We start from the raw sequence: 25,166 nt of genomic DNA on the forward strand, positions 1-25,166 counted from the left end.
CGAGATAGAGGTCGCCGCGGGCAGGCCCCAGGATCGCCGAACCGGTATCCTGCGCCACCACGAGGCGGCGCAAGGGGGCGCTGCCGCCATCGGGGTCCGGCAGCGATCCCTCCAGCCAGAACGGCAGGCCGTAGCGCCACAGGGTCGCGTCGACCGCGAGGCTCCGTCCGGCGGTCAGCGGCACGCCCGCCCCGCCGCGCGGACCGGCCCCTTCCGGGATCCCGTCATCGATGCGGAAGAAGATGTAGGAGGCGTTGCGGCGGATCAGGTCCCGGGCGATGGCCGGGTTGGCCCGCAGCCAGCCGGTCCAGCGGGCGAGGGTCAGCCCTTCGAGCGGCAGGTGACCGCCGGTGACGATGAGGCGGGCGACCGAGGTGTAGGGCCGGCCGTTGCGGCCGTCATAGGCGAGGCGCACCGAACGGCCATCCGGCAGACGCACCCGGCCGGAGCCCTGGACCTGCAGCACCAGAAGGTCGACGGCGTCGCGCAGCCAGAGCAGCGGGCGGGCGCGGGCACCGAGCGCCCCGTCCTCGATCGCGGCCCGGTCCGGATAGGGAAGGAAGGCGTCGCCGTCGCGGCGCGCGGCGCGCAAGGCCGGATCGAGACCGGGCCGGGTCTCGCCGGGCTCCAGGGAAACGAGATCGTCGGGGCGCCCCAGGGCCGGCACGGTGAAGTCCGGCGTCGACACCGGCGAGCCGTCGAGTTCGGGCTCGAAATAGCCGGTGAGGAAGCCGGCCGTGCGCTCCGTCGCGGCGTCGCGGTTCGGCCGCAGGACGCGATAGGCGGAGAAGTGACGCGTGAAGAAGCCCTTCGCCCCGTCCGGCGGCACCGCCGACGCGGCGGCGCAGGGCCCGGAGAGATCCTGGTTCGGGGCGTTCGGCGCCGCTTCGGCGAGGACCGGCCCGGAGGCCTGCGCGCAGGTCGCCCGGAAGGCTGCGAGGGCGGCAGCGAGGTCGTCGCCGGCGAAGCCCGGGAGGGCGGTGAAGGGAACGGGCTCGAGCACCGCCTCGCCGACGCGCAGGGGCGCCGTCGCGGGGGAGGCTGCGGCCTGGCCGGCCGCGGCACAGGCGAGGACGAGAGCGGGAAGACGGGAGCCGAGGGCCGGCGGCATGGGCTTGACGGGCTCCGGCCCCGGTAAAGCGGTGTTCTGGTGGCATCGCGCGGCGAACCCTGTCGCGACGCGAGGGATTGTCACCGATGGCCGGCGGCCGATCAAGCCGCCGGACGGTCTTGCGTCAGCGCCCGGCCCTCAATGCCCGGCCTCGGTGGCGACGAGCTGCCAGTTCGGGTCGCGGCTGCCGAGGGTGCGGGCGAAGGTCCAGACGTCGGTCACGTCGACGACCTTCTCGGGGCTGCCGTCGATCACCTGGCCCTGAGGTCCGCGGGTGGCGGTGATCAGCTTCGAGAGGTAGCGCACCGTGACCTGGGCGACGCGGTTGCGCACGTCGACCCCGACGATCTCGGCCCGGTCGATCGACACGAAGGTGGTCTCGACGGTCTGGCCGGCGCGCTCGCGGCCCTGGATCGCCCGCTCGAAGCCGTCGGCGACCTCGCGCGAGAGCAGGGTCTTGAGGGTCTTGCGATCACCCTTGGCGAAGGCGGTGACGATGGTCTCGTAGGCGACCTTGGCACCGTCGGTGAAGGCGCGGGGGTCGAAGTTCGGCTCCTGCTGGAGGATCAGGTCGAGGCCGCGGGCGGCGGGCGAGTTCGGCTCGACCACGCCCTTCCAGTTGCGCGGCACCGCGGTCGCGACCGGCGCGGCGGCGCCGCGCTCCGGGCCGGCGCCGGGCAGCCGCACGACGTTGTCGCCGTCGCGGGAGGCGGCCGGCGGCTCCTCGCGCCGGGCGAGCGGGTTGAACGGCGGCCGCTCGCTCCCGGTCTTCTGACCGAGGACGGCGCGCAGCTTCCAGATCACGAAGACCGCAAGCCCGAGGAAGATGAGGGTCGTAAGGTCGAGGGAATCCTGCATCATCGATCCGTTCGTGGCGGCTTTACGCGGAGCATCCCTGACCGCCCCGGCACAGCTTGCGACATCTCCGGCGCGTCGACGGCTTTGGCACCGGGACCGGGGCAAGGCAAGCGTCCGGCCGGCGCCGCACCGCGGGCCTCCGGACGATATGGGGTCGGGCCCCCGCCGTATCCAGGCGCCCGCGCGCGACGACGCGCCGGTCCGCGCGGATCCGGGCCGGAAGCCGGCCTGCCGCAGGGTCGGGAGCGGGGTCAGGCATGGGCGCAGTACACGGGGGGCAGTGACGCGGGAGAGATGGTCGGCGCCTCTGCTTGTTCGCGCGATGCGGGCATGATAGCGGCAACGCCGCCGTCGCGCGCGCCGTTTCTCGCGCCAGTGTGCGACGGTTCGTCGTTACGTCCAGCCCTCGAAGGAACCCTCCGCCATGGCCGACTCCCCGGTCCCGAACGGCAACGGTGGCGCCGCGGCGCAGCCCGACGACTTCACGCCGACCCTCAACGCCCTGGCCCAGTACGCCAAGGACCTCTCCTTCGAGAACCCGAACGCGCCGCGCTCGCTGCAGCCGCAGCAGCAGGGCCCGCAGATCAACATCCAGGTCAACGTCAACGCCCGGCAGCTCGCCGAGGAGGATTTCGAGGTCGACCTGCGCCTCGAGGGCGATGCCAAGATCGGCGCCGAGGTGCTGTTCGCCTTCGAGCTGACCTATTCGGGCATCTTCCGCCTGCGCAACATCCCGCAGGACCAGATGCACCCGGCGGTCATGATCGAGTGCCCGCGTCTGCTGTTCCCGTTCGCCCGCCAGATCATCGCCGACGCGGTGCGCAACGGCGGCTTCCCGCCGCTCTACATCGACCCGATCGATTTCGTCGGCCTCTATCGCCAGAAGGCGGCCGAGGCCCAGACTCAGGGCGGCGTCGCGTAACGCCGGTCCCCTGCGCGGGCCGGTCCCCCGGTCCGCGCATTCTTGATAAAGTGTTTCACGGGAAACGCGGCCGTTCTCCCTACTCTCGCAATGCCGGCACCAGGGACGCCACCAGCAGCCCGGCCATGGCGAGGTTGAACAGTCTGATGCCGCGCCGCGTCCTGAGGATCCGGGCCGTGCCGACGCCGATCAGCGTCCAGAACCCCAGGCAGGGCAGGGCGACGAGCCCGAACAGGACCGCCAGCAGCAGGGTCGCGGCGAGCGAGCCGCCCTCTCCTTGAGCCGTGTAGGTGGCGAGCGCCCCCGCGGCGATGATCCAGGCCTTCGGATTCACCCATTGGAACAGGGCCGCCTGCAGGGCGCCGAGCGGCCGTCCCGAGGCCGTCGTCGCCGGATCGGCGGGATCAGGATCGGCGTTGGCGATCTTCCAGGCGAGCCACAGCAGGTAGGCCGCCCCCACCCATTTCAGGACCGCGTGGACCCGTGGATCGGTGAGGAGCGGCAGGCCGGCGGTGCCGAGGACAACCAGCATCACGGGGAAACCTGCCGCGATGCCGAGCATGTGCGGCACGGTGCGGGCAAAGCCGTAGGTGGCGCCGGAGGCCACCACCATGGTGTTGTTGGGGCCGGGCGTCGCCGACATCGCGACCGCGAAGGCGGTCGCCGAGAGAAACCAGGTCCAGTCCACGATCCGTCGGCTCCCCGCCGCGCCTGCGACACGGGCACGATGATACATGGTTCTCCGCCAGGCCCGCCCCATCGGCTCTCGCAATGCGGCGATCCCGCGCTCTGCTGCGGATCTCCGGTTCCGATCGCCGGGCGGTTGGCCGCCACATCGGCGGACCCTGGGGCAGGTGACCGCAGGACGGGCGAGCCCTGCCCCCTGGACTCCCGCCCCCGGATCGGGCGATGGGGGCTCGATCGCGCGAGAGGAAAGACGACGGGATGGCGTACTGGCTCTACAAATCCGAGCCCTCGGTCTGGTCATGGGACGACCAGGTCGCCGCCGGGGAGGCCGGGACGTACTGGAACGGGGTGCGCAACCACGTCGCCCGTAAGAATCTCGAGGCGATGCGGCTCGGCGAGCAGGGCTTCTTCTACCACTCGAACGAGGGCAAGGCGGTGGTCGGCATCGTCGAGGTGATCCGCACCTATTATCCCGACCATACCGACGAGACCGGCCGCTTCGGCATGGTGGATCTCAAGGCGGTCGCGGCTCTGCCCAGACCCGTCACCCTGGAGGCGATCAAGGCCGAGTCGGCCTTGCGGGAGATGGTGCTCGTCAACAACTCGCGCCTGTCGGTGCAGCCGGTCAGCGAGACGGAATGGGCGCTGGTGCGGCGCATGGGTGGTCTATGAGGGACGCGGCGCGGTCTTGCACACGAGGGCGGTCTTGCGCGTGAGGCGTCTCCTCGGCGGTGCCGGGCTCGTCCTTCTGCTGCTCGCGGATCACGCGCGGGCCCAGAGAGCCAAGCCACCGGCCGCACCCGCGAGAGCCGCGCCCGAGAAGATCCTGACCTGCGGGGCCTTGGCCAACCTGCGCATCCTGATGGCGGAGACGGGGGGCGATCCCGCCGCGATCAAGGCGCGGCTGGCGGACCCGAAGGCCGACCATCTCGGCTGCTCGCGGGTCGGCCGCGACCGGGTCGAGGGCAATGCCGAGCGGGTGGTGATCGGCGGCACCGCCTACGATTGCCTGAAGGTCAAGGAATCGAGCCTGTGCCGCTGGACCCTGTCCGGCGTGCCGGCGGAGGCGCCGTGAGGCGCCATCCGCCGGCCGGCATCGGACGCGCTCGACCCGTCAGATGCTCCAGTACGGCGTGGCGTTGAAGTAGCGGTGGACGTGCTCCTCCCATTGCCGGTCATAGGACGGATCGCTGCCCTCCGGCGAGGCCTGCGGTGCGGAGCGGAGCTGCTCCTCGGTGATGTCGAGCACGTAGGCGTCCAGCTCCGGCGAGAAGCGCAGGGTCGACCACGGAATGGTGTAGTAGCCCTCGCCGATGCCGAGGAAGCCGCCGAAGCTCATCACGGCATAGACCACCTGACCGGAGGTCTTCTCGATCATCAGGCGCTCGATGCGGCCGATGCCGTCGCCGTTCGGGCGCCGCACGGTGGTGCCCTCGACGCGGTCGCTGGCAATCAGCGAGTTGGTTTCGTTGGTGGTGGTGCTCCCCATGTCGGAGCGATCGCCGACGGTCGGTGCGACGGTGGTCATCGGAATTCCTCCGGGTCGCGTGTCTTGATATCGCGTGTCTTGGTCACGCGTCTTCCATTCCGGCAACGCTTCCGCGGCGATACCTGTTCCGGCCCCGCGCGGGTCCTCGTTCGAGCCCCGGCAGAAAGTCCCGGCGGCCATCCGGGTCGGGAGCCCCGATGCGGCTCATCCCGTCGGGCTCTGCGGCGAATGGCGAAGCGCGGGGCGGTTCCCCAAGGGCCGTGGTAGCGCTAGCCTGCAGCCATGCCGATTCGCCGTGCCGCCGTCCTGACGGTTCTCCTCGCGCTCGCCGCTCCCGCCCTCGCGCAGGATCGCGGCACCCTCAACCCGAAGCCGCTGCCGCCGCTCGCCAACCCGGACGATCCGTCCACGCCGGCCAAGGCCCTGTTCGGCCGCGCCACGACGCCGGCGGCCCTGCCGCCGCAGGCGATCGGCGGCTACGCGCGGGGCTGCGTGGCCGGCGCCGAGTCCCTGCCGATCGACGGCGCCACCTGGCAGGTGATGCGCCTGTCGCGCAACCGGAACTGGGGCCACCCGCGGCTCGTCGCCTTCCTGGAGAAGATCGCCACCGATGCGCCGCGCAAGGCGGGCTGGCCGGGGCTCCTCGTCGGCGACATGTCCCAGCCCCGGGGCGGGCCGATGCTGACCGGCCACGCCTCGCACCAGCTCGGCCTCGACGCCGACATCTGGCTCACGCCGATGCCGGACCGGCGCCTGACCCGGGCCGAGCGCGAGGAAATGTCCGCCACCAACGTGGTGCGCCCGGACCGGCGCGACATCGACCCGAGCGTGTGGCGGCCGGAGCACCTGCGCCTGATCAAGATGGTGGCGCGCGAGCCCGGGGTGGCGCGGATCTTCGTCAACCCGGCGATCAAGCTGGCGCTCTGCCGCGAGGCGGGGTCCGACCGGAGCTGGCTCACCAAGGTGCGGCCGATCTACGGCCACAACTACCACTTTCACATCCGGCTCGAATGCCCGGCCGGCGAGGCGGCCTGCCACGACCAGGACCCGCCGCCGGCCGGCGACGGCTGCGGCTCCGAGCTCGATTACTGGTTCTCGGACGCGGTGCTGAATCCCAAGCCGCGCCCGCCCGGCAAGCCGCGCCCGCCGATGACCCTGGCGGGCCTGCCCGAAGCCTGCCGCACGGTGCTGAAGGCGCGGTGATCGCAAGGCCGGGACCGGTCGAGCCGGTCCCGGCCCCCGTCGCTCACTCGGCCGCGACGCCGACCCCGATCGGGCAGGACACGCCGGTTCCCCCCAAGCCGCAATAGCCGCCCGGATTCTTGGCCAGGTACTGCTGGTGGTAATCCTCGGCGAAGTAGAACGGGCCGCCGTCGCGGATCTCCGTGGTGATCGGGCCGTAGCCCCGAGCCTTCAGGGCCGCCGCGTAGGCGTCGCGCGAGGCCTCGGCCTCGGCCCGGCGCGCCTCGTCGGGCAGGTAGATGCCGGAGCGGTACTGGGTGCCGACGTCGTTGCCCTGGCGCATGCCCTGGGTCGGATCGTGGCTCTCCCAGAAGGTCTTGAGCAGGGCGGCGAAGGGCATCACGGCCGGGTCGTAGGCGACCAGCACGACCTCGTTGTGCCCGGTGAGCCCCGAGCAGACCTCCTCGTAGGTCGGGTTCGGCGTGGTGCCGGCCGCGTAACCCACCGCAGTGACGAAGACGCCGTCGCCGAGCTGCCAGAACTTGCGCTCCGCGCCCCAGAAGCAGCCGAGGCCGAACACGACCGTCTCGATGCCGTCCGGGTAGGGGCCCTTGAGCGGGCGGCCGTTGACGAAGTGCCGCTCCGCCGTCGGCAGGGGAGTGGGCCGCCCCGGCAGGATCTGGTCGGTGGCGGGCATCTCGGCGCGCTTGCGGAAGAACAGCATCGGGTCGCTCCGGTATCGGAACGGAGCCTCGCGGCTCCGGAGGCGAGACGCCTCTGATCGCGACCTGATGTGGGGTGCCGGATGCGGTTCCTGAAGAGGACTCGTTGTCTCCGGTACGAATCCCATCCGCCGAGGGGGCGGAGCTTGACCGGATGCGCTCGGCTCAGCGCAGGACCGGCGCGCCCGTGGCGGCGACACGGGCCGGCGCCTCGGGCCCGAAAGCGGTGCTCGGATCGAAGTAGGCGCCGCGGGCCGTGATCAGCCCGGCCGCCAGGGCCCAGAACAGCACGGCGCCGACGATCCGCCGCGTCCGTACCGGACGGCGGCGCCCCGCCATGCACGCGACGTCCCGCTCCTGCCCGGACCGCAGGTCGAGGCGCTCGCCGAACGGATCGAAGATGGCAGGACGCATGGACGAACCCGGCATGACGTACGGCCCCGAGGACCGGAGCTTCCGCACATTAGATATGTCCAGGGCAGGCCTCGCAGCAATAGACGCGCTTTTCCATTTTCTGCATCGGAGTAGAATATGTTTACTGCGTGAAAGCTCGCAGAGAGAAATTCCGTCTTCGTTCCCTGCAAGATCGATGTTTCGGTGCTGCGTGGTGACGCATCGGAGCGCCGCTCGCGCGACGAAGGCCGTACCCGCTGGCCCGCGCCCAGCCATCTAAGCCGGTTCACCCGCAGGCGGACGAGGCACCGGTCGCCCGGCCCGGATCACCCGGCATCTAACCTCGGATACGGTTGATCCGCCGGTATTCAGTGGCTTACAATCAAATGCCGCTGCGGCACTTCGGCGTGTTCGTGGCCGCGCGCATCAACTGCTCTTAGGAAAATTTACCTTGGAGAGGAGAATTCGAACGCGCGGCGCGCGGGCGGACGCCGGCATGTACCGCGTCGTCACGGACCGACGACCTGGCGGGGCAGCACAGGCCGGGTCGGCCCGGAACGATGCATGATGGGCGCCCGATGAGCCTGCCCCTTCCGAACCGTTATGCGGATCCGCGGCCGGCAGACCTGTCGTCGCACGACTTCATGCGCCTGATCGAGGCCTTCGGTCTGACCGGCGCCTGGCGCTGGGACTTCCTCACCGGCCGGCAGATCTGGTCGTCCGGACTGTACCGGCTGCTCGGACTGCCGGAGAGTGACCCCGCGAGCTACGAGCGACTGCTCGGGCTCGTCCATCCGGCCGACCGCGACATGATCGAGGACGTGGCCCAGATCCTTCACGCCGGGATCCTGGGTAGCCACACGGTCCGGCTGATCCGCCCGGACGGTACGGCGCGCACGGTGGTGAGTCGCGGCGAGGTCTTCTTCAGCCCCGACGGGCGCCCGGTCGCGGCGACCGGCGTGCTCCTCGACGTGACCGACCGCGAGCGCCTGGCCGAGATGCACCGCCTCGAGCAGCAGCGCCGGGCCAGCCTGGCGCGGCAGGCACAGATCTTCATGTATACCGAGCCGAGCCTGCCGCTGACCGAGTACGGCCCCGACTTCCTGGCCCTGGTGGGCCTGCGCCGCGAGGAGGTGCGGGCGAACTGGCTCACCCCGTTCGTGCCGGAAGAGTGGCCGCGCTGGCGCGACGCGCTGCCCCGCCTCGCGGCGGCGGGGCGACCGTTCAGCATCACGCCGACCCTGCGGCTCGCGGCAGGCGGGGCTGCACCGTTCCGCATGATGATGGTGCCCCTGCGCGACGGGGCTCCCGATCCGGTCTGCTGGACCGCCGTGATCACGCCGCTCGAGGGTGAGGCGCCCCCCCTGCGGGATATCTCGCCGCGCCAGGTCGAGGCGGCGATCGAGGGCTGCCACCTGCGGGCGGCCCGCGGCCTCCTCGACTGGACCCTGAACGACCTCGCGCGGGCGAGCGGCGTCTCCCTCTCCACCGTGCGGCGCCTGGAGGAGGATTCCGAGGGAGCGGCTTCGCGCTCGCGCCCGCATGTCCTGGCGGCCCTGCGTGGTGCCGGGATCGTCTTCACCCTCGTCGAGGGCGGAACCGTGGCGGTGGCCCGGGCGGAGGGAGACGTCACCCTACCCGGTATACGCTCAGGCTGACATGGTCCGGCGCCCGGGCGCCGGTGGCGAGGAACAGGCTGGTCTGCATCCAGGCGAGGTGTGGGCAAGCGGTCTCGAACCGGGGCGCGGTGCGGAAATAGATCAGGGCCGGATCGACCGGCTCGCCCCGCCGCAGGCGCTCCAGGGCCTCGGGCGGCCCGAAGCGCAGGCCGGTATTCTCGACATAGACCAGGGCGCCGCCCGCGGCCTCGATCACGTAGCGGGCGTGGAGCTGGGTCAGCCCGTCGCCCGCGATGGTCTGGTAATCGGCGCCGCCGGGCACGATCCGGCCGGCGAGGCCCGGGCCGGACACGGTGCCGCCGGTGATGGCGATGACCCGCCGGCTGCCTGCCGTCGTGACGCCGACCTCGACGGGCGCCGCCACCGCGATGCGGGCGTCGAAGACATGGGTGAGGGTGGGGGCCGGGATCGTCATGGCTTGGCCCTCACCAGGGGACAGTCGCTCTCGGCGAGTGGCCGGAAAGCCTCGTCGCCGGGGAGCGTCGCGACCCGCTCCATCACGTCCCATTCTCCCGTCGACTCCTCCGGGCGCTTGACCCGGAACAGCGAGACCTCGCGGACCACCCGCCCGTCCGGCCGCAGGCGGCCGCCCTTGGTCATGACGTCCTCGATCGGCATCTCGCGCATCTTGGCCATGACCGGCTCGGCCGCATCGGTGCCGGCGGCCCTCACGGCCTTGAGGTAGTGCATGACCGCCGAATAGACGCCGGCCTGGTAGCTGTTCGGCATCGCGCGCTGGCGGTCGTAGAAGCGCTTGGCGAAGGCGCGGGTCGCCTCGTCGGTGTCCCAGTAGAACGCCTCGGCGAGGTAGAGGCCGCCCGCCACCTTGAGCCCCAGGGCGTGGACATCGACCGCCGTCATGTAGAACCCGGCGAGCTTCTGCTGGCCGCCGAGCACGCCGAATTCCGAGGCCTGCTTGACCGCGTTGATCGCGTCGCCGCCGACATTGAACAGGGCGATCACCCCGGCGCCGGAGGCTTGCGCCTGGAGGATCTGCGACGACAGGTCGGGCGAGAGCAGGGGATGGAAGACCTGGCCCGCCACCTTGCCGCCGCCGCCCGTCACCACCGGGGTCACGTCGGCGACGAAGGATTTTCCCAGCGTGATGTCGGCGACGACGTAGAACCAGGTCTTCTCCCCCGATTCCACCAGGGGCTTGGCGATGGCGCGGGAGAGAGCGTGGGTGTCGATGACCCAGAGCGCGCCGTTCGGCGAGCATTGCGCCCCGGTGATCACCGTCGAGCCCGAGCCCGTGATGAGGGCGAGGCGCCCCTTCTCACGGGCCAGCGCCTGGACGCCGAGGGCCACCGCCGAATTGCCGAGGTCGGTGATCATGTCGACCCCCTCGACGTCGTACCAGCGCCGGGCGAGCGTGCTCGCCACGTCCGGCTTGCTCTGGTGGTCGGCGGCGACGATCTCGATCGGGCGGCCCAGCACGGTCGCGCCGAAATCCTCGACCGCGAGCCGCGCCGCGGTGACGCTGCCGGTGCCGTAATTGTCGGACATCGCCGTCGACATGTCGGCCAGCACGCCGATCTTGACGCGGTCGCCGGAAACGGCGCCCTCCGCATCGGCGGCAGCCGGCGCGAAGGCGATCAGGCCCGCGAGCAGGGCGGAGCGGAGGGCGCGCATCGTGCTCCCTCCCGTCAGACGGCCTTGAGGCCGAGGATCTCCCGGGCCTCGGCCGGGCTCGCCGGCTCGTGGTTCAGCTCCTTGATGATCCGCACCGTGCGGGCCACCAGCTGCTCGTTGGTGGCGAGCTGGCCGCGGGAATAATAGTTGTTGTCCTCGAGCCCGACCCGGACGTGGCCGCCGAGCAGGATGGCCTGCGTGGTCGCCGGCAGCTGTGCCGGGCCGATGCCGGAGACGCAGAAGATCGATTGCGGCGGCAGCATCCGGATCATCGCCGCCAGGATGTCGTGCGAGTAGGGCATCGCGCCCTGGAAGCCCTTGTCGGCGCCGAGCACCATGTTGATGTAGTAGGGCGGCTTGTCGTAGCCCTTCTCGATCAGCCGGGTCACGTCCTGCAGGATGTGCTGGGGCCCGAACACCTCCCATTCCGGCTTGATGCCGCGCTCCTGCATGCGCTTCGCCAGGGCCTCGCAGCGGCTCGGCGTCGTCACCACCAGGATCTCGCGGCCGCCATGCACGTCCGCGAAGGTCATGCCGTCGAAGGTCGCCATCTCGGCGCCGGCCTCGCAGCCCTTCAGCCGCTCCTCGAAGCTCGATTCGAACAGCCCGTCGGGGCGCGGCACCAGCATGTCGCCGCTCGATCCGCCGCCGGTCGAGTTGTTGAGGATGATGTCGCAGCGCTCGCGGATGCGCCGGTTGATGTCGCGGTAGATCCCGTCGTTGCAGGTCGCCTCGTCGTCGGGCCGGCGGGCGTGGAGCGCCGCGATGGCCGCGCCCTCTTTCCAGGACTTGTGCACCGATTCGGCGATTTCCTGCGGCTGGGTCGGCAGGTTGGGGTTCTGCGCCTTCGAGGCCATGCCGCCGGTCGGCGCCACCGTCACGATCACCTTGGCCATGTTGTCCTCCCTTGGTTCGTCGGGGTTGGGTTACGGCAGGTCCGGCGCCTCGCGCTTCTGCCGGACGAGGTCGACGAGGAGCCGGTCGCGCTGCGCCACCATCGCGTCCCGGTCGCGCCCTTCGAGCGCCTGTTCGAGGCCGCGCACGAGGGCCTGCTTCAGCTCGGGCGTCAGGCGCGGGTCGCCGAGATCGGCCCACATCGCCTCCATCAGCGGCCCGAGATGGTCGAGGGTGTGGGCGAGCCCACCGGGGCCGCCCGAGAGATGGTTGAGCAGGCACGGCCCCATCAGCGCCCAGCGCAGGCCCGGCCCATGGGCGATGGCGGCGTCGATATCGGCCACCGTGGCGGCGCCCGAGCCGACGAGATGGAAGGCCTCGCGCCAGAGCGCCGCCTGGAGCCGGTTGGCGACGTGGCCGACGAGCTCGCGCCGCAGGCGGATCGGCCGCTTGCCGATGCGCGCGTAGAACGTCATCGCCGCCGCGATGGCGCCCTCGTCGGTCCGTTCTCCGCCCAGAACCTCGACCAGCGGCACCAGATGGGGCGGGTTGAAGGGGTGGCCGAGGACGACCCGGCCGGGATGACGGCAGGCGGTCTGCACCGCGCTCGGGGTGAGGCCGGAGGAGCTGGTCGCCAGCACCACGTCGGGCGCCGCCGCGGCGTCGAGGCGCCGATAGGTCTCGTGCTTGATCTCCAGGCGCTCGGGCCCGTTCTCCTGCACGAAATCGGCGCCCTCCGCCGCTTCTTCCGGCCCGGCCACGAAGGTCAGGCGCTCGGGCGAGGCGCCGGGGGCAAGGCCGATTGATTCGAGAACCGGCCAGTGCCGGGCGACTGTCTCGCGCAAGCGGTCTTCGGCACCGGGGGCCGGATCGGTGGCGACGACGTCGAGGCCGGAGCCTAAGAACTGAGACACCCAGGACGCCCCGATGACGCCGGTGCCGATCACCGCCACCCGTCCGATGGCCGTGCGGTAGCCGGAATCCGGGTCTCTCGCCCGCTCGCTCGCGTCGTCCATCGCGGCGCCCTCCCTGATCGGGTCTCTGTCAGGGCTTGTCGCCCGATTGACCCGTTGAGATAGTTATATCACATTACAAATCAGGTTTGGCAATCCGGCGCGAAACGGCCGGAGCGAGAATCGGAGGAGCGCCGATATGGCGGAGGACCTGTCGGGCCTCGGCACCGAGTCCCTGGTCGTCACCCGGCGGGACGCCGTGGCGATCGTCACCCTGAACCGCCCGCACAAGCGCAACGCCCTCGACGACGGCATGGTGCTGGGGCTGGAGCGCATCGCCCGGAACCTGCCCGACGACGTGCGGGCGCTGGTCATCGCCGCGGAAGGCCCGCATTTCTGCGCCGGGCTCGACCTCGCCGAGCTGACCGAGCGCGACGCCCCGGCCGGGATGCTGCATTCGCGGATGTGGCACCGGGCCTTCCACGAAATCGAGTTCGGCCGGGTGCCGGTGGTGGCGGCGCTGAAGGGCGCGGTGATCGGCGGCGGGCTGGAACTTGCGCTGTCGGCCCATCTGCGGGTGGCCGAGACCTCCGCCTTCTACGCCCTGCCGGAGGGCCAGCGCGGCATCTTCGTCGGCGGCGGCGCCTCGGTGCGGCTGCCGCGGCTGATCGGCGTCTCGCGGATGCGCGACATGATGCTGACCGGCCGCGTCCACGATGCCGAGAGCGGCGAGCGGCTCGGCCTGTCGCATTACGTGACGCCGGCAGGGGAGGGGCTGGAGCGGGCGATCGCGCTCGCCACCCGGGCGGCCGAGAACGCGCCGCTCACCAATTACGCCCTGATCCACGCCCTGCCGCGCATCGCCGAGGCCGACCCGGCGACCGGGTACCTCACCGAGGCGCTGATGACCGCGGTGGCGCAGAGCGACGCCGAGGCGAAGCGGCGATTGGCGGAATTTCTGGAGGGGCGGGCGAAGAAGGTGCGGGAGTAGTCCTGCTGACCCGCACCACGTCCTGAAACCCGCTTGGTCATTGCGGGGCCGCGAAAGCGGAGCCCGGAATCCAGCACCGCAGGATGTTCAGCAAAGGGCGGAACACGGCCGACTCATCCGGCACCGCCCGCGGTTCTGGGCGTGCCTTCGGCACCACGGGCTCTCGCCTTCGGCGAGCCCCGGGATGACCCTGAGAGGTGGAAACGCAGCGGATCAACGTCGAGCGCGGTTCGCCTCTCCCGTGTGGGAGAGGGGTTGGGGGTGAGGGTGACACGGTCCTGAATTGGGAAGAACCGTCCCGCTTCGATCACCACGCTCAGCGCTTCACACTGACGCGCATCATCCTCACCCCGACCCCTCTCCCACACGGGAGAGGGGATCCTGCGCCCGATCTTTATTCGGCTATACCAAGAAATTGTCCCGACTTCCCAACACTGAATCCCAAGAACCGGCACCAAGACCGGCTTAACCCCCGGAGGAAACCATGCCCCATCGCCCGATCCGCCGGCTCGCCCCGGCGCTCGCCGCCTTCCTGTCGCTCCTCGCCCCCGCTGCCGCCGCCGAGCGGCCGGTGAAGATCGGCGTCCTCAACGACATGTCGGGGCCTTACGCCGACTACCAGGGCCAGGGCTCGGTCATCGCCGCCCAGCTCGCCATCGAGGATTTCGCAGCCAAGGCCGGGCGGCCGGTCGAGCTGGTCTCGGCCGACCACCAGAACAAGACCGATATCGGCGCCTCGATCGCCCGGCGCTGGTTCGACCAGGACGGCGTCGACCTGATCGTCGACGTGCCGAACTCCGCCGTGGCGCTCGCGGTGTCGAACCTGGCGCGGGAGAAGAACAAGGTGTTCATCGGCTCGGGCGCCGGCACCGCCGAGCTCACCGGCAAGCAATGCTCACCGAACACGGTGCACTGGACCTACGACACCTGGTCCCTCGGCCACGCGCTCGCCAAGGCCCTGGTGCAGCAGGGCGGAAAGTCCTGGTACTTCCTCACCGCCGACTACACCTTCGGCAAGGACCTCGAAGGCTCGGCCGCCGAGGAGGTGAAGGCCACGGGCGGCAGCGTGAAGGGGGCGTCGCGCCATCCCCTCGGCACCGCCGACTTCTCGTCCTTCCTGCTCCAGGCGCAAGCGTCGGGCGCCGACGTGATCGGGCTGGCGAATGCCGGCGACGACACCTCGAACGCCTTGAAGCAGGCGGCGGAATTCGGCATCGCCCCGGCCCAGCGCCTCGCCGGGCTGATCCTCAACATCACCAACATGCCGGCGCTCGGCCTCAAGGCGACGCAGGGCGTCTACATCGTCACGCCGTATTACTGGGACCTCGACGACGGCACCCGGGCCTTCGCGGCGCGCTATGCCGCCCGTCATCCGCGCCACGCCATGCCGAACGACATGCAGGCCGGAGTCTACTCGGCGGTGGAGCATTACCTGAAGGCGCTCGGCACCGTGAAGGAGGCCGGCGACGGCCGCGCCGTGGTGGCCGCCATGAAGGCGATGCCGACCGACGATCCGATCTTCGGGCCCGGCCGCATCCGCGAGGACGGCCGCAAGCTGCACCCGATGTATCTCCTCACCACCAAGACCCCGGCCGAGAGCAAGGGCGGCTGGGACTACTTCAAGCCGGTCCGCACCGTGCCGGCGGAGGAAGCCTGGCGCCCGCTCTCCGAGGGCGGCTGCCCGCTGGCGAAGGGGTGAGGCGATGGACATGCCGATGGACACGCATCGTTTCGTCGAACGCGCCGACGGCAGCCTGCTCGTCACCGCCCACGCCGCGTTGCCGCCCTACCCCGAGCGCCTGACCGCGCACCTGACCCGCCACGCCGAAGAAGCGCCGGACAGGCCGTTCCTGGTCCGGCGCGGGTCGAACGGGGCCTTCGAGCCCCTGACCTACGGGGCGGCGCTCGAGGCCGTGGAGCGGATCGCCGCGGCGTTGCTTGCCCGCAATCTCTCGGCCGAGCGGCCGGTGATGATCCTGTCGGGCAACAGCTTCGAGCACGCGCTGCTCTCGCTCGCCGCCCTCCATGTCGGCATCGCGGTGGCGCCGGTCTCGCCGGCCTATTCGACGGTGTCGCAGGACCATGCCCGCCTGCGGGCGATCGTGGAGCTGCTCACCCCCGGCCTGGTCTTCGCGGCGGAAGGGGCCCCCTACGCCCCCGCCATCGCGGCGGCGGTCCCGCCGGGAACCGAGGTGGTGATCGGCGACGGTGCGGCGATCGGCCGGGCCGCGACGCCGTTCGCGGATCTGCTGCAGGGAGAAAGCCCCGAAGCCGTCGCCGCCGCCCATGCGGCGGTGGTTCCTGAGACGGTGGCGAAGCTCCTGTTCACCTCCGGCTCCACCGGCGTGCCGAAGGCGGTGGTGAACACCCACCGGATGCTCGCCGCCAACCAGGCGATGCTGCAAGCCCGGTTCCCCGCGCTGACCCGCGAGCCGCCGGTGATGGTCGACTGGCTGCCCTGGCACCACACGTTCGGGGGCAACCACAACTTCAACCTGGTGCTGGCGAATGGCGGCACGCTCCACATCGACGAGGGCCGGCCGACCCCCGGCGGGATCCGCGAGACCGTGCGGGCCCTGCGGGAGGTGGCGCCCACGCTCTACCTCACGGTGCCGAAGGGCTTCGAGGCGCTGGTGCCGCATCTGCGCGACGACGAGGCGTTGCGGAAGAACTTCTTCAGCCGGCTCCAGGTCACCTTCTTCGCCGCGGCCGGCCTGCCGCAGCCGGTCTGGGACGCGATCGACGACCTCGCCCGCCAGACCATCGGCCGGACGGTGCCGATGGTGACGGGTCTCGGCGCCACCGAGACCGCGCCGCTCGCCCTCGTCACCGACGACCGCCCGGCGAAGGCCGGCCAGGTCGGCCTGCCGGCCCCGGGTGTCGAGCTGAAGGTCGCGCCCGTCGGCGCCAAGCGCGAGGCGCGGGTGCGCGGGCCCAACGTCACCCCCGGCTACTGGCGCCGGCCGGACCTGACCGCGGCCGCCTTCGACGAGGAGGGCTTCTATCGTCTCGGCGACGCCCTGGTGCCGGTCGATCCCGACGACCCGCATCGCGGCTTCACCTTCGACGGGCGCCTCAACGAGGATTTCAAGCTCACCACCGGGGTCTGGGTCAGCGTCGGGCCCTTGCGCGCCGCCTTCCTCGACGCGTTCCAGCCGCTGGTGCGCGACGTCGCCATCGCGGGCGAGGCCCGGGACGAGGTCACCGCCCTGGTCTTCCCCGATCTCGCCGCCTGCCGGGCGCTCTGCGGGGACGCGCGTGACGATGATGCGGTCCTCGCCCACCCGGCTTTGCGCCAGGACTTCGCCCGGCGTCTCGCGGCCTTCGCCCGGAACGCCACCGGCTCGTCGAACCGCATCGCCCGGCTGATGCTCCTTGCCGAGCCCCCGGCCCTCGACCGCGACGAGGTGACCGACAAGGGCTCGATCAACCAGCGCGGCGTGCTGCGCAACCGGGCCGACGCGGTGGAGATGCTCTACGCCGCGCCGATCGGCCCCGCCATCATCACCCCGGAGACCGCATGACCCCGCCGACGCAGGACCCGATCGTCGATCACGAGGGCTTCACCCATGCCCGCACCCTGACGGTCGAGTGGGGCCATTGCGACCCCGCCGGCATCGTGTTCAACCCGCGCTTCTTCGACTTCTTCGACTGGTCGACCGCGATGCTGTGCGAGGCCGCCACCGGGCTGCCGAAGGCCGGGATGCTGGCGCGCTACGACCTCCTCGGCATCCCGCTCGTCGAGACCGGCGCGCGCTTCCTCAAGCCCTCGCGCTACGGCGATACGGTCGAGATCGTCTCGACGGTGGTGGATGTCGGCCGCTCGAGCTTTGCCGTGCGCCACCGCCTGCTCAATGCCGGCACCCTCGCCGTCGAGGGCCGCGAGCGCCGGGTCTGGGCCGGCCGCCACCCCGACGACCCGGCCCGGATGAAGGCGGCGCCGATCCCCGACGAGTTGGTGCGGCGGTTCCGGGGGGAGTGAGGGTCAATCCGCCTCGTCCACCCCCACCTCGTCCCCCGCCGCATCCCGTGCGCCCTGCGCGACGCGGCGCAGCAGGTCGAGGAGCACGGCCCGCTCCTCCGGGCTCAGGAAGGCGGCGATCCGCTCCTCGTGCGCGGCCTCGCGCTGATGCAGCTCGGCCATCAGCGCCGTGCCCCGGCGGGTGAGGAAGAGGGCCTGCGAGCGGCGGTCCGAGGGGCTGGGCTCCCGGCGCACCAGGCCGCGCGCCTCCAACTCGTCGAGGAGCGGGCCGACATTCGCCCGCTTGATGCCGATGGCGGCACCGATCTGGCTCGGCTTGAGGCCGGGGCTGCCCTCGATGATGTTGAGCACGCCGAGCTGGGTCTGGCGCACGTCGAGGTCGGAGAAGAGCTGGACGAAGCTGCGGGACACCGCGACCTGCGAGCGCCGCAACGTGTAACCGATCAGTCCTTCGAGATGGGCGAGGCCCGCGGAATCATCGCTCTGCAACGCTGGAGGGGACCTTTCCGGCCGTGACATCGGTCCCGCCACCTGCCCGCGATCGGGCCCGGGCGCAAGCGGGGAGGCCGTGCCCGGGGCATGCGGATCAGCCTGCAGCGGCGCCTTCCCGGTCCCACGCCGCCTCGACCTCGAGAGAGCGCTGGTCCCGCTTGCAGGTAGCGAGCGCGGCGTCGCGGCCGTCCTCGCGGTAGGTCACGGCGAAATCGCCCTTGCCCACGTCGCCCTCGATGCGGGCGTCCTCGGCGGAGGCGGCGTGGCCCACGTAGCGCAGGCTGGTGCCGTAATGGCCGCTCCAGAAGAACGGCGTCTCGGCGAAGGGCGCGGTCGCGCCTAGGAGCGCGCGGGCGACGTGCTGGCCCTGGCGCTGGGCATGGACCCAGTGCTCGACCCGCAGGCGCCGGCCGCTGCGCGGATCCGGATAGGCGGCGACGTCGCCGACCGCGTAGATCCCGGGCGCCGAGGCGGCGAGGTTCCCGTCGACCGCGATGCCGCCGCCCTCGTCCTCGTCCGCGAGCGTCAGGCCGGCAGCCTCGGCGAGATCGGTGCGGGGCGCGACCCCGGTGCCGAGCACCACGAGATCGGCCGCGATCCGGCTGCCGTCGTCGAGGGTGAGTGCCTCGCCGTCGAAGCCCGTCACCTCGCGGCCGAGGCGGAAGGCGACGCCCTTCTCCTCGTGCACGCCCTGGACGAAGCGGCCGACCGCCTCGCCGAGGACCTTGGCGAGCGGCACGGCATCGGGCGCCACCACCGTGACGCTCCTCTCGCGGGCCACCATCGCGGCGGCGACCTCGAGGCCGATGAAGCTCGCCCCGACCACCGCGACCTTGCGCGCCGTCCCGGCGGCCGCGATCAGCGCGTCGGCGTCGGCGAGGCTGCGCAGGGTATGGACGGCCGGACGGTCGAAGCCCGGCACGTCCGGCCGAAGCGGCGCGGCGCCCGTCGCGATCACCAGGGCATCGTAGGGCAGCCGCTCGCCGCCCGCGGTCACGACCTCCTCCGCGCCGAGATCGAGGGAGACCGCCCGGTCGCGCAGGAGACGCGGGCCCTCGCCCTGATAGAAGCCTTCGGGGGCGAGCAGGGTCGCCTCGCGCTTCGCCTTGCCGGAGAGATACTGCTTCGAGCAGAAGGTGCGGTCGTAGGGCGGATCGGGATCGTCGCTCACCAGGGTGACGGCGGCGCCGTGTCCGGCCCGGGCCAGCCACTCGGCGCAGGCGTGACCGCCGGCCCCTCCGCCGATGACGACCACCTTGCCGGGAGATCGTCCGGGAGGTCTGGCGGCCGCCTCGCGCCGTCCCGTCACGGTGATGCGGCCGTCCCGCTCCTCGGCGCGGTAGCAGGGCAGCGGATCGAAGGCCGGGGCGCCGACCGCCTCGCCGGTTTCCAGGCTGAAGCGGGCATGGTGCCAGGGGCATCGCACCTCGCCCCCGGCGACGATTCCCTTGGCCAGCGGCGCGCCGAGATGGGTGCAGCGGGCGCCGATCGCCCTGACCGCACCGTCGCGGCGCAGGAGCAGCACCTTGTCGGCGCCGAGGGTGCCCTCGACCATCGCCCCCTCGGGCAGGTCGCCGGACGGGATGCCGCGCGCGAAGTCCGGCTTCTCCTCAGAACGCGTGTCGGCCATGGCCTGCCCCTTCGTCAGTCGCTGCATCGTGGGCAGGCAACGCGCGTGTGCCGTAACGGTGCCTCAGCCGATCCCGTCGATGTGCAGCAGCAGGCGCTTCGGCCCGCGCAAGGACGCGCCCGGCCGGTAGGGCGGCGGGTCCTCGGCGAGGCGGGGATTGCTGAGCCGGGCGGCAAGCGCCGTCAGGGCGGCCTCGGCCTCGATGCGGGCCAGGGGCGCGCCGACGCAGTAATGCAGCGCGCCGCCGAAGCCGAAATGCTGGTTGTCCGCGCGGTCCGGGTCGAACCGGTCGGGATCGGGAAAGCGCGCCGGGTCGCGGTTGCCGGCGGCAAACAGCAGCACCAGGGGCGCGCCCTCCGGGATCACCGTGCCGGCGACCGGGATCGGCGCCCGCGCGACCCGGGTGCGGAAATGCACCGGCGGCTCGTAGCGCAGCAATTCCTCGATCACCCGCGGCGCCCGCTCCGGGTCGGCGCGCAGGCGCGCCAGCTCACGGGGACGGCGCAGGAGCGTCAGCATGCCGTTGGTGATGAGGTTCACGGTGGTCTCGTGGCCGGCGATCAGCAGCAGGATCGCGGTGGCGATCAGGTCGGGGTCGCTCATCCGGCCGGCTTGCGGGTCCTTGGCGGTGGCGAGCCCCGAGAGCATGTCGTCCCGGGGCGCCCGGCGCTTCTCGCGGATCAGGTCGCGCATGTAGTCCGCGATGGCATCGAAGGTCTCGGTGTTGCGGGCGCGCAGCGCCTCGTCGTGGCGGCTCTCGGGCTCGAGCGCCGTGGCGAGCTGCGTCGCCCAGGCGTGGAAGCGCGGCTCGTCCTCCCGCGGCACGCCGAGGAGCTCGCAGATCACCGTGACGGGGAGCGGGTAGGCGAGGTCGTCGACGAGGTCGAAGTGGCGGGAGCCCGCGCAGCGCTCAAGGCACTGGGCCACCAGGCCTTCCGTCCGGCGCTTCATGCCCTGCACCCGCGCGATCGTGAACTGCCCCATCACCTGGCGGCGCAAGAGGCCGTGGTCGGGCGGATCGCGGAAGATGAAGGGCCGGTGGCGGTCGGTGACCCAGTCCTTCAGCGGGTTGACGATCCAATCCTTGACCGGGTTGCCGGTGGGCGGATGCTCGGCCGGCGGCAGGTCCTCCGAGCTGACCCGCGGATCGTGCAGCAGGGCGCGGATCGCCGCGTAGCCGCTCGCCACGAACGTGCCGTCGTCCTGGCGCGCCACGGGGCGGACGCGCAGGCGGGCATAGAGCGGGTAGGGATCGGCGCGGTTGGCGGAATCGCGGACCTGCGCGAACAGGGTGCCGTCGGAGGCGTCGGTCATCGATGAACCTCGAAGATCAGGCGGCCTCGCGCGACGGCAGGCCCGGCGGCACCGGCTCCGGGTCGGGCTGGTCGGCACCGCCGGTGATCGGCGGGAAGGGCGCGCCGTCCCGGATCGGACCTTCGTAGGCGGGCAGCCAGCGCCCGGCATTGACCGAGACTGCCGCGATCGTCCGCCCGGCCCGGCCATAGACGGCCAGGAAGCGGCCGGCCCGCGGGCTGCCCTGCACGATCGCCACGGCGTCGGCCCCCTCGGTGAGGCCCAGCGACTTGATGTTGAGGCCGAACTGGCTCGACCAGAAGGCCGGCAGCTCGGCGTAGGCGCCCACGGCATCGGCCCCATGGAGCATGGCGCGGGCGGCATGCGCCCCTTGCGCGACCGCGTTGCCCCAATGCTCCAGGGCGACCGGGCGGTGGCCGTAGAGCGGGTGGGGGAAGCGCGCCACGTCGCCGGCGGCGAAGATCGCCTCGTCGGGCCGGCCCGCCTCGTCGAGGGCGCGGCAGGCGCCGTCGCTGGACAGTCCGCCCTCATCCGCCCGAAGGCCGGCGCCGGCGAGCCACCCGGTGTTGCGCACGGCGCCCAACGCCACCACGACGAGGTCGGCCTCGATCGTCCCGCCATCGGCGAGCCGGGCGCGCCGCACCGCGCGATCGCCCTCCAGATGCGTCACCCGCGCGCCCAGCCGGACATCGACCCCCGCCGCCTCCATCCGCCCGGCGACGAAGCCGCCGATGACGCTGCCCAGCGCCTGGGCGAGGGGCGCCGGCTCCGGATCGACCACCGTGACCGGCAGCCCGAGAGCGCGGATGCTGGAGGCCGCCTCGCAGCCGATGAAGCCGGCGCCGAGAATCAGCACCCGTCGCGGCCGCGCCGCGAGTCCCGCCGCCAGGGACGCCGCATCGTCCCGGCTGCGCAAGGTGTGGACGCCCGACAGACGCGCCTCCTCGGGCGCCGGCCAGGGCCGGGCGCGGGCCCCGGTGGCGATCAGCAGGCGGTCGAAGGCGAGGCGCTCCCCGTCCGCCAGGAGGAGCGTCCGGCCGGCCCGGTCGAGGCCGAGCGCCTTCACCCCGAGGCGCCACTCGGCCTCCAGGGCGCCCACGCCCGGCAGGGTGGTGGCGCCGGGTGCGACCTCGCCGGTGAGGACGTGCTTGGACAGGGGAGGGCGGTCGTAGGCGAGATGGGGCTCGTCGCCGACGAGGATCAGGCGGCCGGCAAAGCCGTGGGCTCGCAGGGCTTCCGCCCCGCGCAGGCCCGCCAGCGAGGCGCCGGCGACGACGATCGTCCCGTCCCTCACGCCGCGCGCTCCGCCAGGGCGTCGTGCTCGACCCGGATGGCGCGGACCGGGCAGGCCTGCACCGCCCGGTCGATCGCCGCGCGATCCGAGGCGGGCGGCGCCGGGTCGTAGACCAGGATCTCGTCGCCCTGCAGCACGAAACGCTCCGGTGCCGCGTAGCAGCACTGGGCGTAGGCCTGGCAGCGATTCAGGTCGACGACGACGCGCATCCGCGGCTCCCGGTTGTCCCGCGGGAGAACCGCCGCGGCACGGCCGGGTTCCGGCCGCGGCCGCCCCCGATCGTGCAGAACGGATATCGATCCCTCGTGCGCTTGTTATGTCAAAGGACCGATTCCTCAGAGATAGTGTTTTTTATCGAAAGATATTCCTTGCATTCTCGCCCGCTGCGAACTTAAGGATAGGTCACCGATTTTCAGTGATTCACAGAGCGCGCCGGCATGGACGAGACCGCCAAGACTCAAGATCAGATCGTCACGCTGACAGCCGATATCATCTCTGCCTATGTGAGCAGCAACCATCTGCAGAGCGCCGATCTTCCCAAGTTGATCGCCGATGTCTACGGCGTGCTGAACGAGGTGGCACAGGGCGGCAAAGCGTCGGCCGAGCCGGCCCATCCCAAGGCGACGCCGGGCGAGATCCGCCGCTCGATCACCCACGACTTCCTGATCAGCTTCGAGGACGGCAAGTCGTACAAGACCCTGCGCCGCCATCTCACCTTGCGGGGCCTGACACCCGAGGCCTATCGCCAGAAATGGGGCCTGCCGCACGACTACCCGATGACCTCGGCGAGCTACTCCGAACAGCGCTCCGAGTTGGCCCGCTCCCTCGGCCTCGGCCAGCAGCGCCGCCGCAGCGCCGCCGCGCAGAGCGAGGAGCAGGAGACCGATCTGGAGGTGGCAGAGCCGGTCGCCCCCGAGTCGGATGCCGAGGCCCCCGGCGACGGCAAGCCGCGTCGCAGCCGTCGCGGCGCCTGAGCCCCCCGGGCCCGCCACCTTTCGGGATCACGCCCGTCGGGCAGGGCAGGGCCGCGGAACCTCGTCGAACCCGCCGACGCATCCCACGGAGTGCGTCGCGACGCGGAGGTGTGCCGGCTCAGCCCGCCAGGGCCGCGAAGGCCCGGGCCACCGCGACGGCGCCCGGATCCTCCACCCCGGCGAGGTCGCTCGCCGCGAGATAGCTCGACCGGCCGGTGCCGGCCCGGCTCATCCGGGCGGTTGCCGCCGCTCCCGCCTCCGCTGCCCGCGCCGCGCCGGCGAGGCCGTCGCCGGCCGACAGGGCCGCGAGGGCCGGCACCAGGGCGTCAAGGAGCGTGCGGTCGCCGGGCCTCGCCCCGCCATGGGCCTGGAGCCGTTCCGCGCCCCGGGTCAGGGCCTCGGGCCAGCCCGCTCCCCCGGCCAGGCTGGAGCCGGTGGCGGAAAAGAAGATCGACATCAGCACCCCGCTCGATCCGCCGGCCACCCGGGCGAGGCGGTCGGAGAGTGCGCGGCACAGGGCGGCAGGCTCGGCCTGCGGCAGCCGGTCGAGATCGGCGAGCACCGCCCGGGCCGCCGACGCGAAGGTGGTTCCGGTGTCGCCGTCCCCGACCCGCGCATCGAGGGCGTTGAGTTCCGCTTCCGCCCCGACCAGTGCCGTGCAGACCGCCGTGACCACCCGGGCCACGGCGGGGTCGTGCGAGGCGGCGGCGGCCGGGCCCTGCCGCACGAGGCGCTCGGGCAGGGGGCGGATCGCCGGCGGCGCCACCGGCACCGCGCGCGGCCAGGCCGGCACCTCGGTCTCGGCGGTGAGCGCGGCTTCCGTCGCGGCGTCGAGGGGCATGGCCGACAGCGAGGCGCCGTGCATGTCGAGGGCGGTCATCGCGGCGGCCGGCCCGAGGAGCAGGCGGACCCGCGCGCCGAGCGGGGTCGCCAGCACCGCGCCTGTCAGCACCTGCATCTCCAGCGCCGTGGTGCCGCCGAGATTGTTGACGAGGAGGGCGAGCGGCCCGTCGCCCGGAACGGCCTCGGTGAGGCGCGCGGCCATCACGCGGCCGAGGTCGGCGGCCGGCGGCAGGGCGATGCGCTCGATGCCGGGCTCGCCGTGGATGCCGAGACCCAGCTCGGCCTGGCCCGGCGCGAGGCGGGATTCCGCGACGCCGCCCGGCATCGTGCAGCCCGAGACCGCGATGCCGAGGGACTTGATCCCGGCGGCGGCGGCCCGCGCGGCCGCCGCGACCTCCGCGAGCGGCCGGCCGGTCTCCGCCGCATGGCCCGCCACCTTGTGCACCAGGAGCGTGCCGGCGATGCCCCGGGGTTGCGCCGCCCCCGGGATCGCGACGTCGTCGGCGACCGTGACGGTCTCGATCCCGAGGCCGAGGGCCCGGGCGCGCTCGGCGGCGAGCCCGAAATTCAGCCGGTCGCCGGCATAGTTCTTGATGATCACGAGGCAGCCCGCCGGCCCGGTCACCGCCAGGATGCCCGCCAGCACCGCGTCGACCGAGGGGGAGGCGAACACGTCGCCGCAGACCGCCGCGGTGAGGAGGCCCTGCCCGACGAAGCCCGCATGGGCCGGCTCGTGCCCCGAGCCTCCCCCTGAGACGAGTGCGACGCGGTCGGCCTGCCAGTCGGCCCGCAGCACGACCCGGATCGCGGGGTCGCCGTCGAGGCGGGCGAGCCGTCCGCCGCTGCCCGTGACGAGGCCGTCCACCGCCTCCGCCACCAGGGCGGCGCGGTCGTTGATGAAGTGGGCCATCCGGTCGGTCCTCCCTGGCGGCTCCGTCGCGGCTCCCAGTCGCGACGCGGCGGCGGCCGCGGGATCCTGCCAAAAGCGTGGCGTCCCCGCCATGGCGGGGACGCCGCGCGCAGGTTCGGAACGGCTTTGCCGAATCGGTCACTTCGGGTGATAAGACGCGAATCCTTCGGGCCGGCGTCTTTCCGGCGCCGCGCGGTGCCCCGACCGCAGCGCC

The 25,166-nt window shown here is 72.2% G+C and carries 26 protein-coding genes; 10 read left to right on the forward strand and 16 right to left on the reverse strand.

Annotation, left to right across the window (positions count from 1 at the left end; genetic code table 11):
• Both mltA and VQ03_RS05075 read right to left on the reverse strand, forming a co-directional pair.
• Positions 1-1,111: murein transglycosylase A (gene mltA / locus VQ03_RS05070; RefSeq protein WP_048449782.1), on the reverse strand; the 1,111-nt coding region annotated here is incomplete at its 3' end.
• Positions 1,112-1,249: 138 nt separating this feature from the next.
• Positions 1,250-1,969 (reverse strand): Tim44/TimA family putative adaptor protein, encoded by a 720-nt coding sequence (locus VQ03_RS05075; RefSeq protein WP_208605477.1) that lies wholly within the window; start codon positions 1,967-1,969, stop codon positions 1,250-1,252.
• Positions 1,970-2,393: 424 nt separating this feature from the next.
• On the opposite strand from VQ03_RS05075, the gene secB reads away from it, so the two are divergent.
• Positions 2,394-2,891, forward strand: a complete 498-nt coding sequence (gene secB / locus VQ03_RS05080; protein ID WP_048449784.1) for a protein-export chaperone SecB — start codon at positions 2,394-2,396, stop codon at positions 2,889-2,891.
• A gap of 79 nt (positions 2,892-2,970) precedes the next feature.
• On the opposite strand, the gene VQ03_RS05085 is transcribed toward secB, so the two are convergent.
• Positions 2,971-3,579 carry a LysE family translocator gene (locus VQ03_RS05085; RefSeq protein WP_245291971.1) on the reverse strand — a complete coding sequence of 203 codons (609 nt, stop codon included), beginning with the start codon at positions 3,577-3,579 and terminating at the stop codon, positions 2,971-2,973.
• Between the two features lie 257 nt (positions 3,580-3,836).
• Between VQ03_RS05085 and VQ03_RS05090 the strand changes: the two genes are divergently transcribed.
• Complete coding sequence (locus tag VQ03_RS05090; protein WP_048449785.1) at positions 3,837-4,250, forward strand: EVE domain-containing protein; 414 nt, start codon at positions 3,837-3,839, stop codon at positions 4,248-4,250.
• A 40-nt stretch (positions 4,251-4,290) separates the two neighbouring features.
• A complete protein-coding gene (locus VQ03_RS05095) occupies positions 4,291-4,653 on the forward strand; it encodes a hypothetical protein (RefSeq protein WP_048449830.1) in 363 nt (120 codons plus the stop codon).
• Between the two features lie 39 nt (positions 4,654-4,692).
• On the opposite strand, the gene VQ03_RS05100 is transcribed toward VQ03_RS05095, so the two are convergent.
• The gene (locus VQ03_RS05100) at positions 4,693-5,067 is read right to left on the reverse strand and encodes a PRC-barrel domain-containing protein (protein ID WP_048449831.1); all 375 of its coding nucleotides are present in this window, start codon (positions 5,065-5,067) and stop codon (positions 4,693-4,695) included.
• Positions 5,068-5,349: 282 nt separating this feature from the next.
• Between VQ03_RS05100 and mepA the strand changes: the two genes are divergently transcribed.
• A complete protein-coding gene (gene mepA, locus VQ03_RS05105) occupies positions 5,350-6,270 on the forward strand; it encodes a penicillin-insensitive murein endopeptidase (RefSeq protein WP_048449786.1) in 921 nt (306 codons plus the stop codon).
• A gap of 43 nt (positions 6,271-6,313) precedes the next feature.
• Here mepA and msrA read toward each other — a convergent pair whose 3' ends face one another.
• Complete coding sequence (gene msrA, locus VQ03_RS05110) at positions 6,314-6,973, reverse strand: peptide-methionine (S)-S-oxide reductase MsrA (protein ID WP_048449787.1); 660 nt, start codon at positions 6,971-6,973, stop codon at positions 6,314-6,316.
• A 163-nt stretch (positions 6,974-7,136) separates the two neighbouring features.
• A complete protein-coding gene (locus tag VQ03_RS05115) occupies positions 7,137-7,385 on the reverse strand; it encodes a hypothetical protein (protein ID WP_157063969.1) in 249 nt (82 codons plus the stop codon).
• 557 nt (positions 7,386-7,942) lie between these two features.
• Here VQ03_RS05115 and VQ03_RS05120 point away from each other — a divergent pair.
• The gene (locus VQ03_RS05120; RefSeq protein ID WP_048449789.1) at positions 7,943-9,022 is read left to right on the forward strand and encodes a PAS domain-containing protein; all 1,080 of its coding nucleotides are present in this window, start codon (positions 7,943-7,945) and stop codon (positions 9,020-9,022) included.
• On the opposite strand, the gene VQ03_RS05125 is transcribed toward VQ03_RS05120, so the two are convergent.
• The 4 genes from VQ03_RS05125 to VQ03_RS05140 are packed head-to-tail and all read right to left on the reverse strand — an operon-like array spanning position 8,994 to position 12,585.
• On the reverse strand, positions 8,994-9,458 hold the full coding sequence (locus VQ03_RS05125; protein WP_048449790.1) for a DUF3237 domain-containing protein: 465 nt from the start codon (positions 9,456-9,458) through the stop codon (positions 8,994-8,996). The two genes, VQ03_RS05120 and VQ03_RS05125, sit on opposite strands and share 29 nt — an antisense overlap.
• Positions 9,455-10,675 (reverse strand): ABC transporter substrate-binding protein, encoded by a 1,221-nt coding sequence (locus tag VQ03_RS05130; protein WP_048449791.1) that lies wholly within the window; start codon positions 10,673-10,675, stop codon positions 9,455-9,457. The genes VQ03_RS05125 and VQ03_RS05130 overlap by 4 nt, the downstream gene beginning before the upstream one ends.
• A 14-nt stretch (positions 10,676-10,689) precedes the next feature.
• The gene (locus VQ03_RS05135; protein WP_048449792.1) at positions 10,690-11,571 is read right to left on the reverse strand and encodes a beta-keto acid cleavage family enzyme; all 882 of its coding nucleotides are present in this window, start codon (positions 11,569-11,571) and stop codon (positions 10,690-10,692) included.
• A 30-nt stretch (positions 11,572-11,601) separates the two neighbouring features.
• Positions 11,602-12,585, reverse strand: a complete 984-nt coding sequence (locus tag VQ03_RS05140; RefSeq protein WP_048449793.1) for a 3-hydroxyacyl-CoA dehydrogenase NAD-binding domain-containing protein — start codon at positions 12,583-12,585, stop codon at positions 11,602-11,604.
• Positions 12,586-12,721: 136 nt separating this feature from the next.
• Here VQ03_RS05140 and VQ03_RS05145 point away from each other — a divergent pair, with 136 nt between their 5' ends.
• The 4 genes from VQ03_RS05145 to VQ03_RS05160 all read left to right on the forward strand — a co-directional run bounded on the left by VQ03_RS05145 (position 12,722) and on the right by VQ03_RS05160 (position 17,495).
• On the forward strand, positions 12,722-13,513 hold the full coding sequence (locus VQ03_RS05145; RefSeq protein ID WP_048449794.1) for a crotonase/enoyl-CoA hydratase family protein: 792 nt from the start codon (positions 12,722-12,724) through the stop codon (positions 13,511-13,513).
• 484 nt (positions 13,514-13,997) lie between these two features.
• Positions 13,998-15,212: an ABC transporter substrate-binding protein gene (locus tag VQ03_RS05150; RefSeq protein WP_048449795.1), complete on the forward strand. Its 1,215-nt coding sequence runs from the start codon at positions 13,998-14,000 to the stop codon at positions 15,210-15,212.
• Positions 15,213-15,228: 16 nt separating this feature from the next.
• The gene (locus tag VQ03_RS05155; RefSeq protein ID WP_167376058.1) at positions 15,229-17,037 is read left to right on the forward strand and encodes a feruloyl-CoA synthase; all 1,809 of its coding nucleotides are present in this window, start codon (positions 15,229-15,231) and stop codon (positions 17,035-17,037) included.
• Positions 17,034-17,495: an acyl-CoA thioesterase gene (locus VQ03_RS05160; RefSeq protein WP_048449797.1), complete on the forward strand. Its 462-nt coding sequence runs from the start codon at positions 17,034-17,036 to the stop codon at positions 17,493-17,495. Before VQ03_RS05155 ends, VQ03_RS05160 begins: the two co-directional genes overlap by 4 nt.
• A gap of 3 nt (positions 17,496-17,498) precedes the next feature.
• On the opposite strand, the gene VQ03_RS05165 is transcribed toward VQ03_RS05160, so the two are convergent.
• The 5 genes from VQ03_RS05165 to VQ03_RS05185 all read right to left on the reverse strand — a co-directional run bounded on the left by VQ03_RS05165 (position 17,499) and on the right by VQ03_RS05185 (position 22,434).
• Complete coding sequence (locus VQ03_RS05165; protein ID WP_048449798.1) at positions 17,499-17,984, reverse strand: MarR family winged helix-turn-helix transcriptional regulator; 486 nt, start codon at positions 17,982-17,984, stop codon at positions 17,499-17,501.
• A 97-nt stretch (positions 17,985-18,081) separates the two neighbouring features.
• Entirely contained in the window at positions 18,082-19,617 is a 1,536-nt protein-coding gene (locus tag VQ03_RS05170) for an FAD-dependent oxidoreductase (RefSeq protein ID WP_048449799.1), read from the reverse strand.
• Positions 19,618-19,680: 63 nt separating this feature from the next.
• Positions 19,681-20,931, reverse strand: coding sequence for a cytochrome P450 (locus VQ03_RS05175; protein WP_048449800.1), 1,251 nt, complete (start codon positions 20,929-20,931; stop codon positions 19,681-19,683).
• A gap of 16 nt (positions 20,932-20,947) precedes the next feature.
• Entirely contained in the window at positions 20,948-22,225 is a 1,278-nt protein-coding gene (locus VQ03_RS05180) for an NAD(P)/FAD-dependent oxidoreductase (RefSeq protein WP_048449801.1), read from the reverse strand.
• Entirely contained in the window at positions 22,222-22,434 is a 213-nt protein-coding gene (locus tag VQ03_RS05185; RefSeq protein ID WP_048449802.1) for a ferredoxin, read from the reverse strand. The genes VQ03_RS05180 and VQ03_RS05185 overlap by 4 nt, the downstream gene beginning before the upstream one ends.
• A gap of 228 nt (positions 22,435-22,662) precedes the next feature.
• Here VQ03_RS05185 and VQ03_RS05190 point away from each other — a divergent pair, with 228 nt between their 5' ends.
• Positions 22,663-23,199, forward strand: a complete 537-nt coding sequence (locus VQ03_RS05190; RefSeq protein ID WP_048449803.1) for a Ros/MucR family transcriptional regulator — start codon at positions 22,663-22,665, stop codon at positions 23,197-23,199.
• A gap of 118 nt (positions 23,200-23,317) precedes the next feature.
• On the opposite strand, the gene VQ03_RS05195 is transcribed toward VQ03_RS05190, so the two are convergent.
• Complete coding sequence (locus VQ03_RS05195; RefSeq protein WP_048449804.1) at positions 23,318-24,952, reverse strand: dihydroxyacetone kinase subunit DhaK; 1,635 nt, start codon at positions 24,950-24,952, stop codon at positions 23,318-23,320.
• Between the last annotated feature and the right edge of the window lie 214 nt (positions 24,953-25,166).

The organism is Methylobacterium tarhaniae, assembly GCF_001043955.1.
GTDB classification, from domain to species: domain Bacteria; phylum Pseudomonadota; class Alphaproteobacteria; order Rhizobiales; family Beijerinckiaceae; genus Methylobacterium; species Methylobacterium tarhaniae.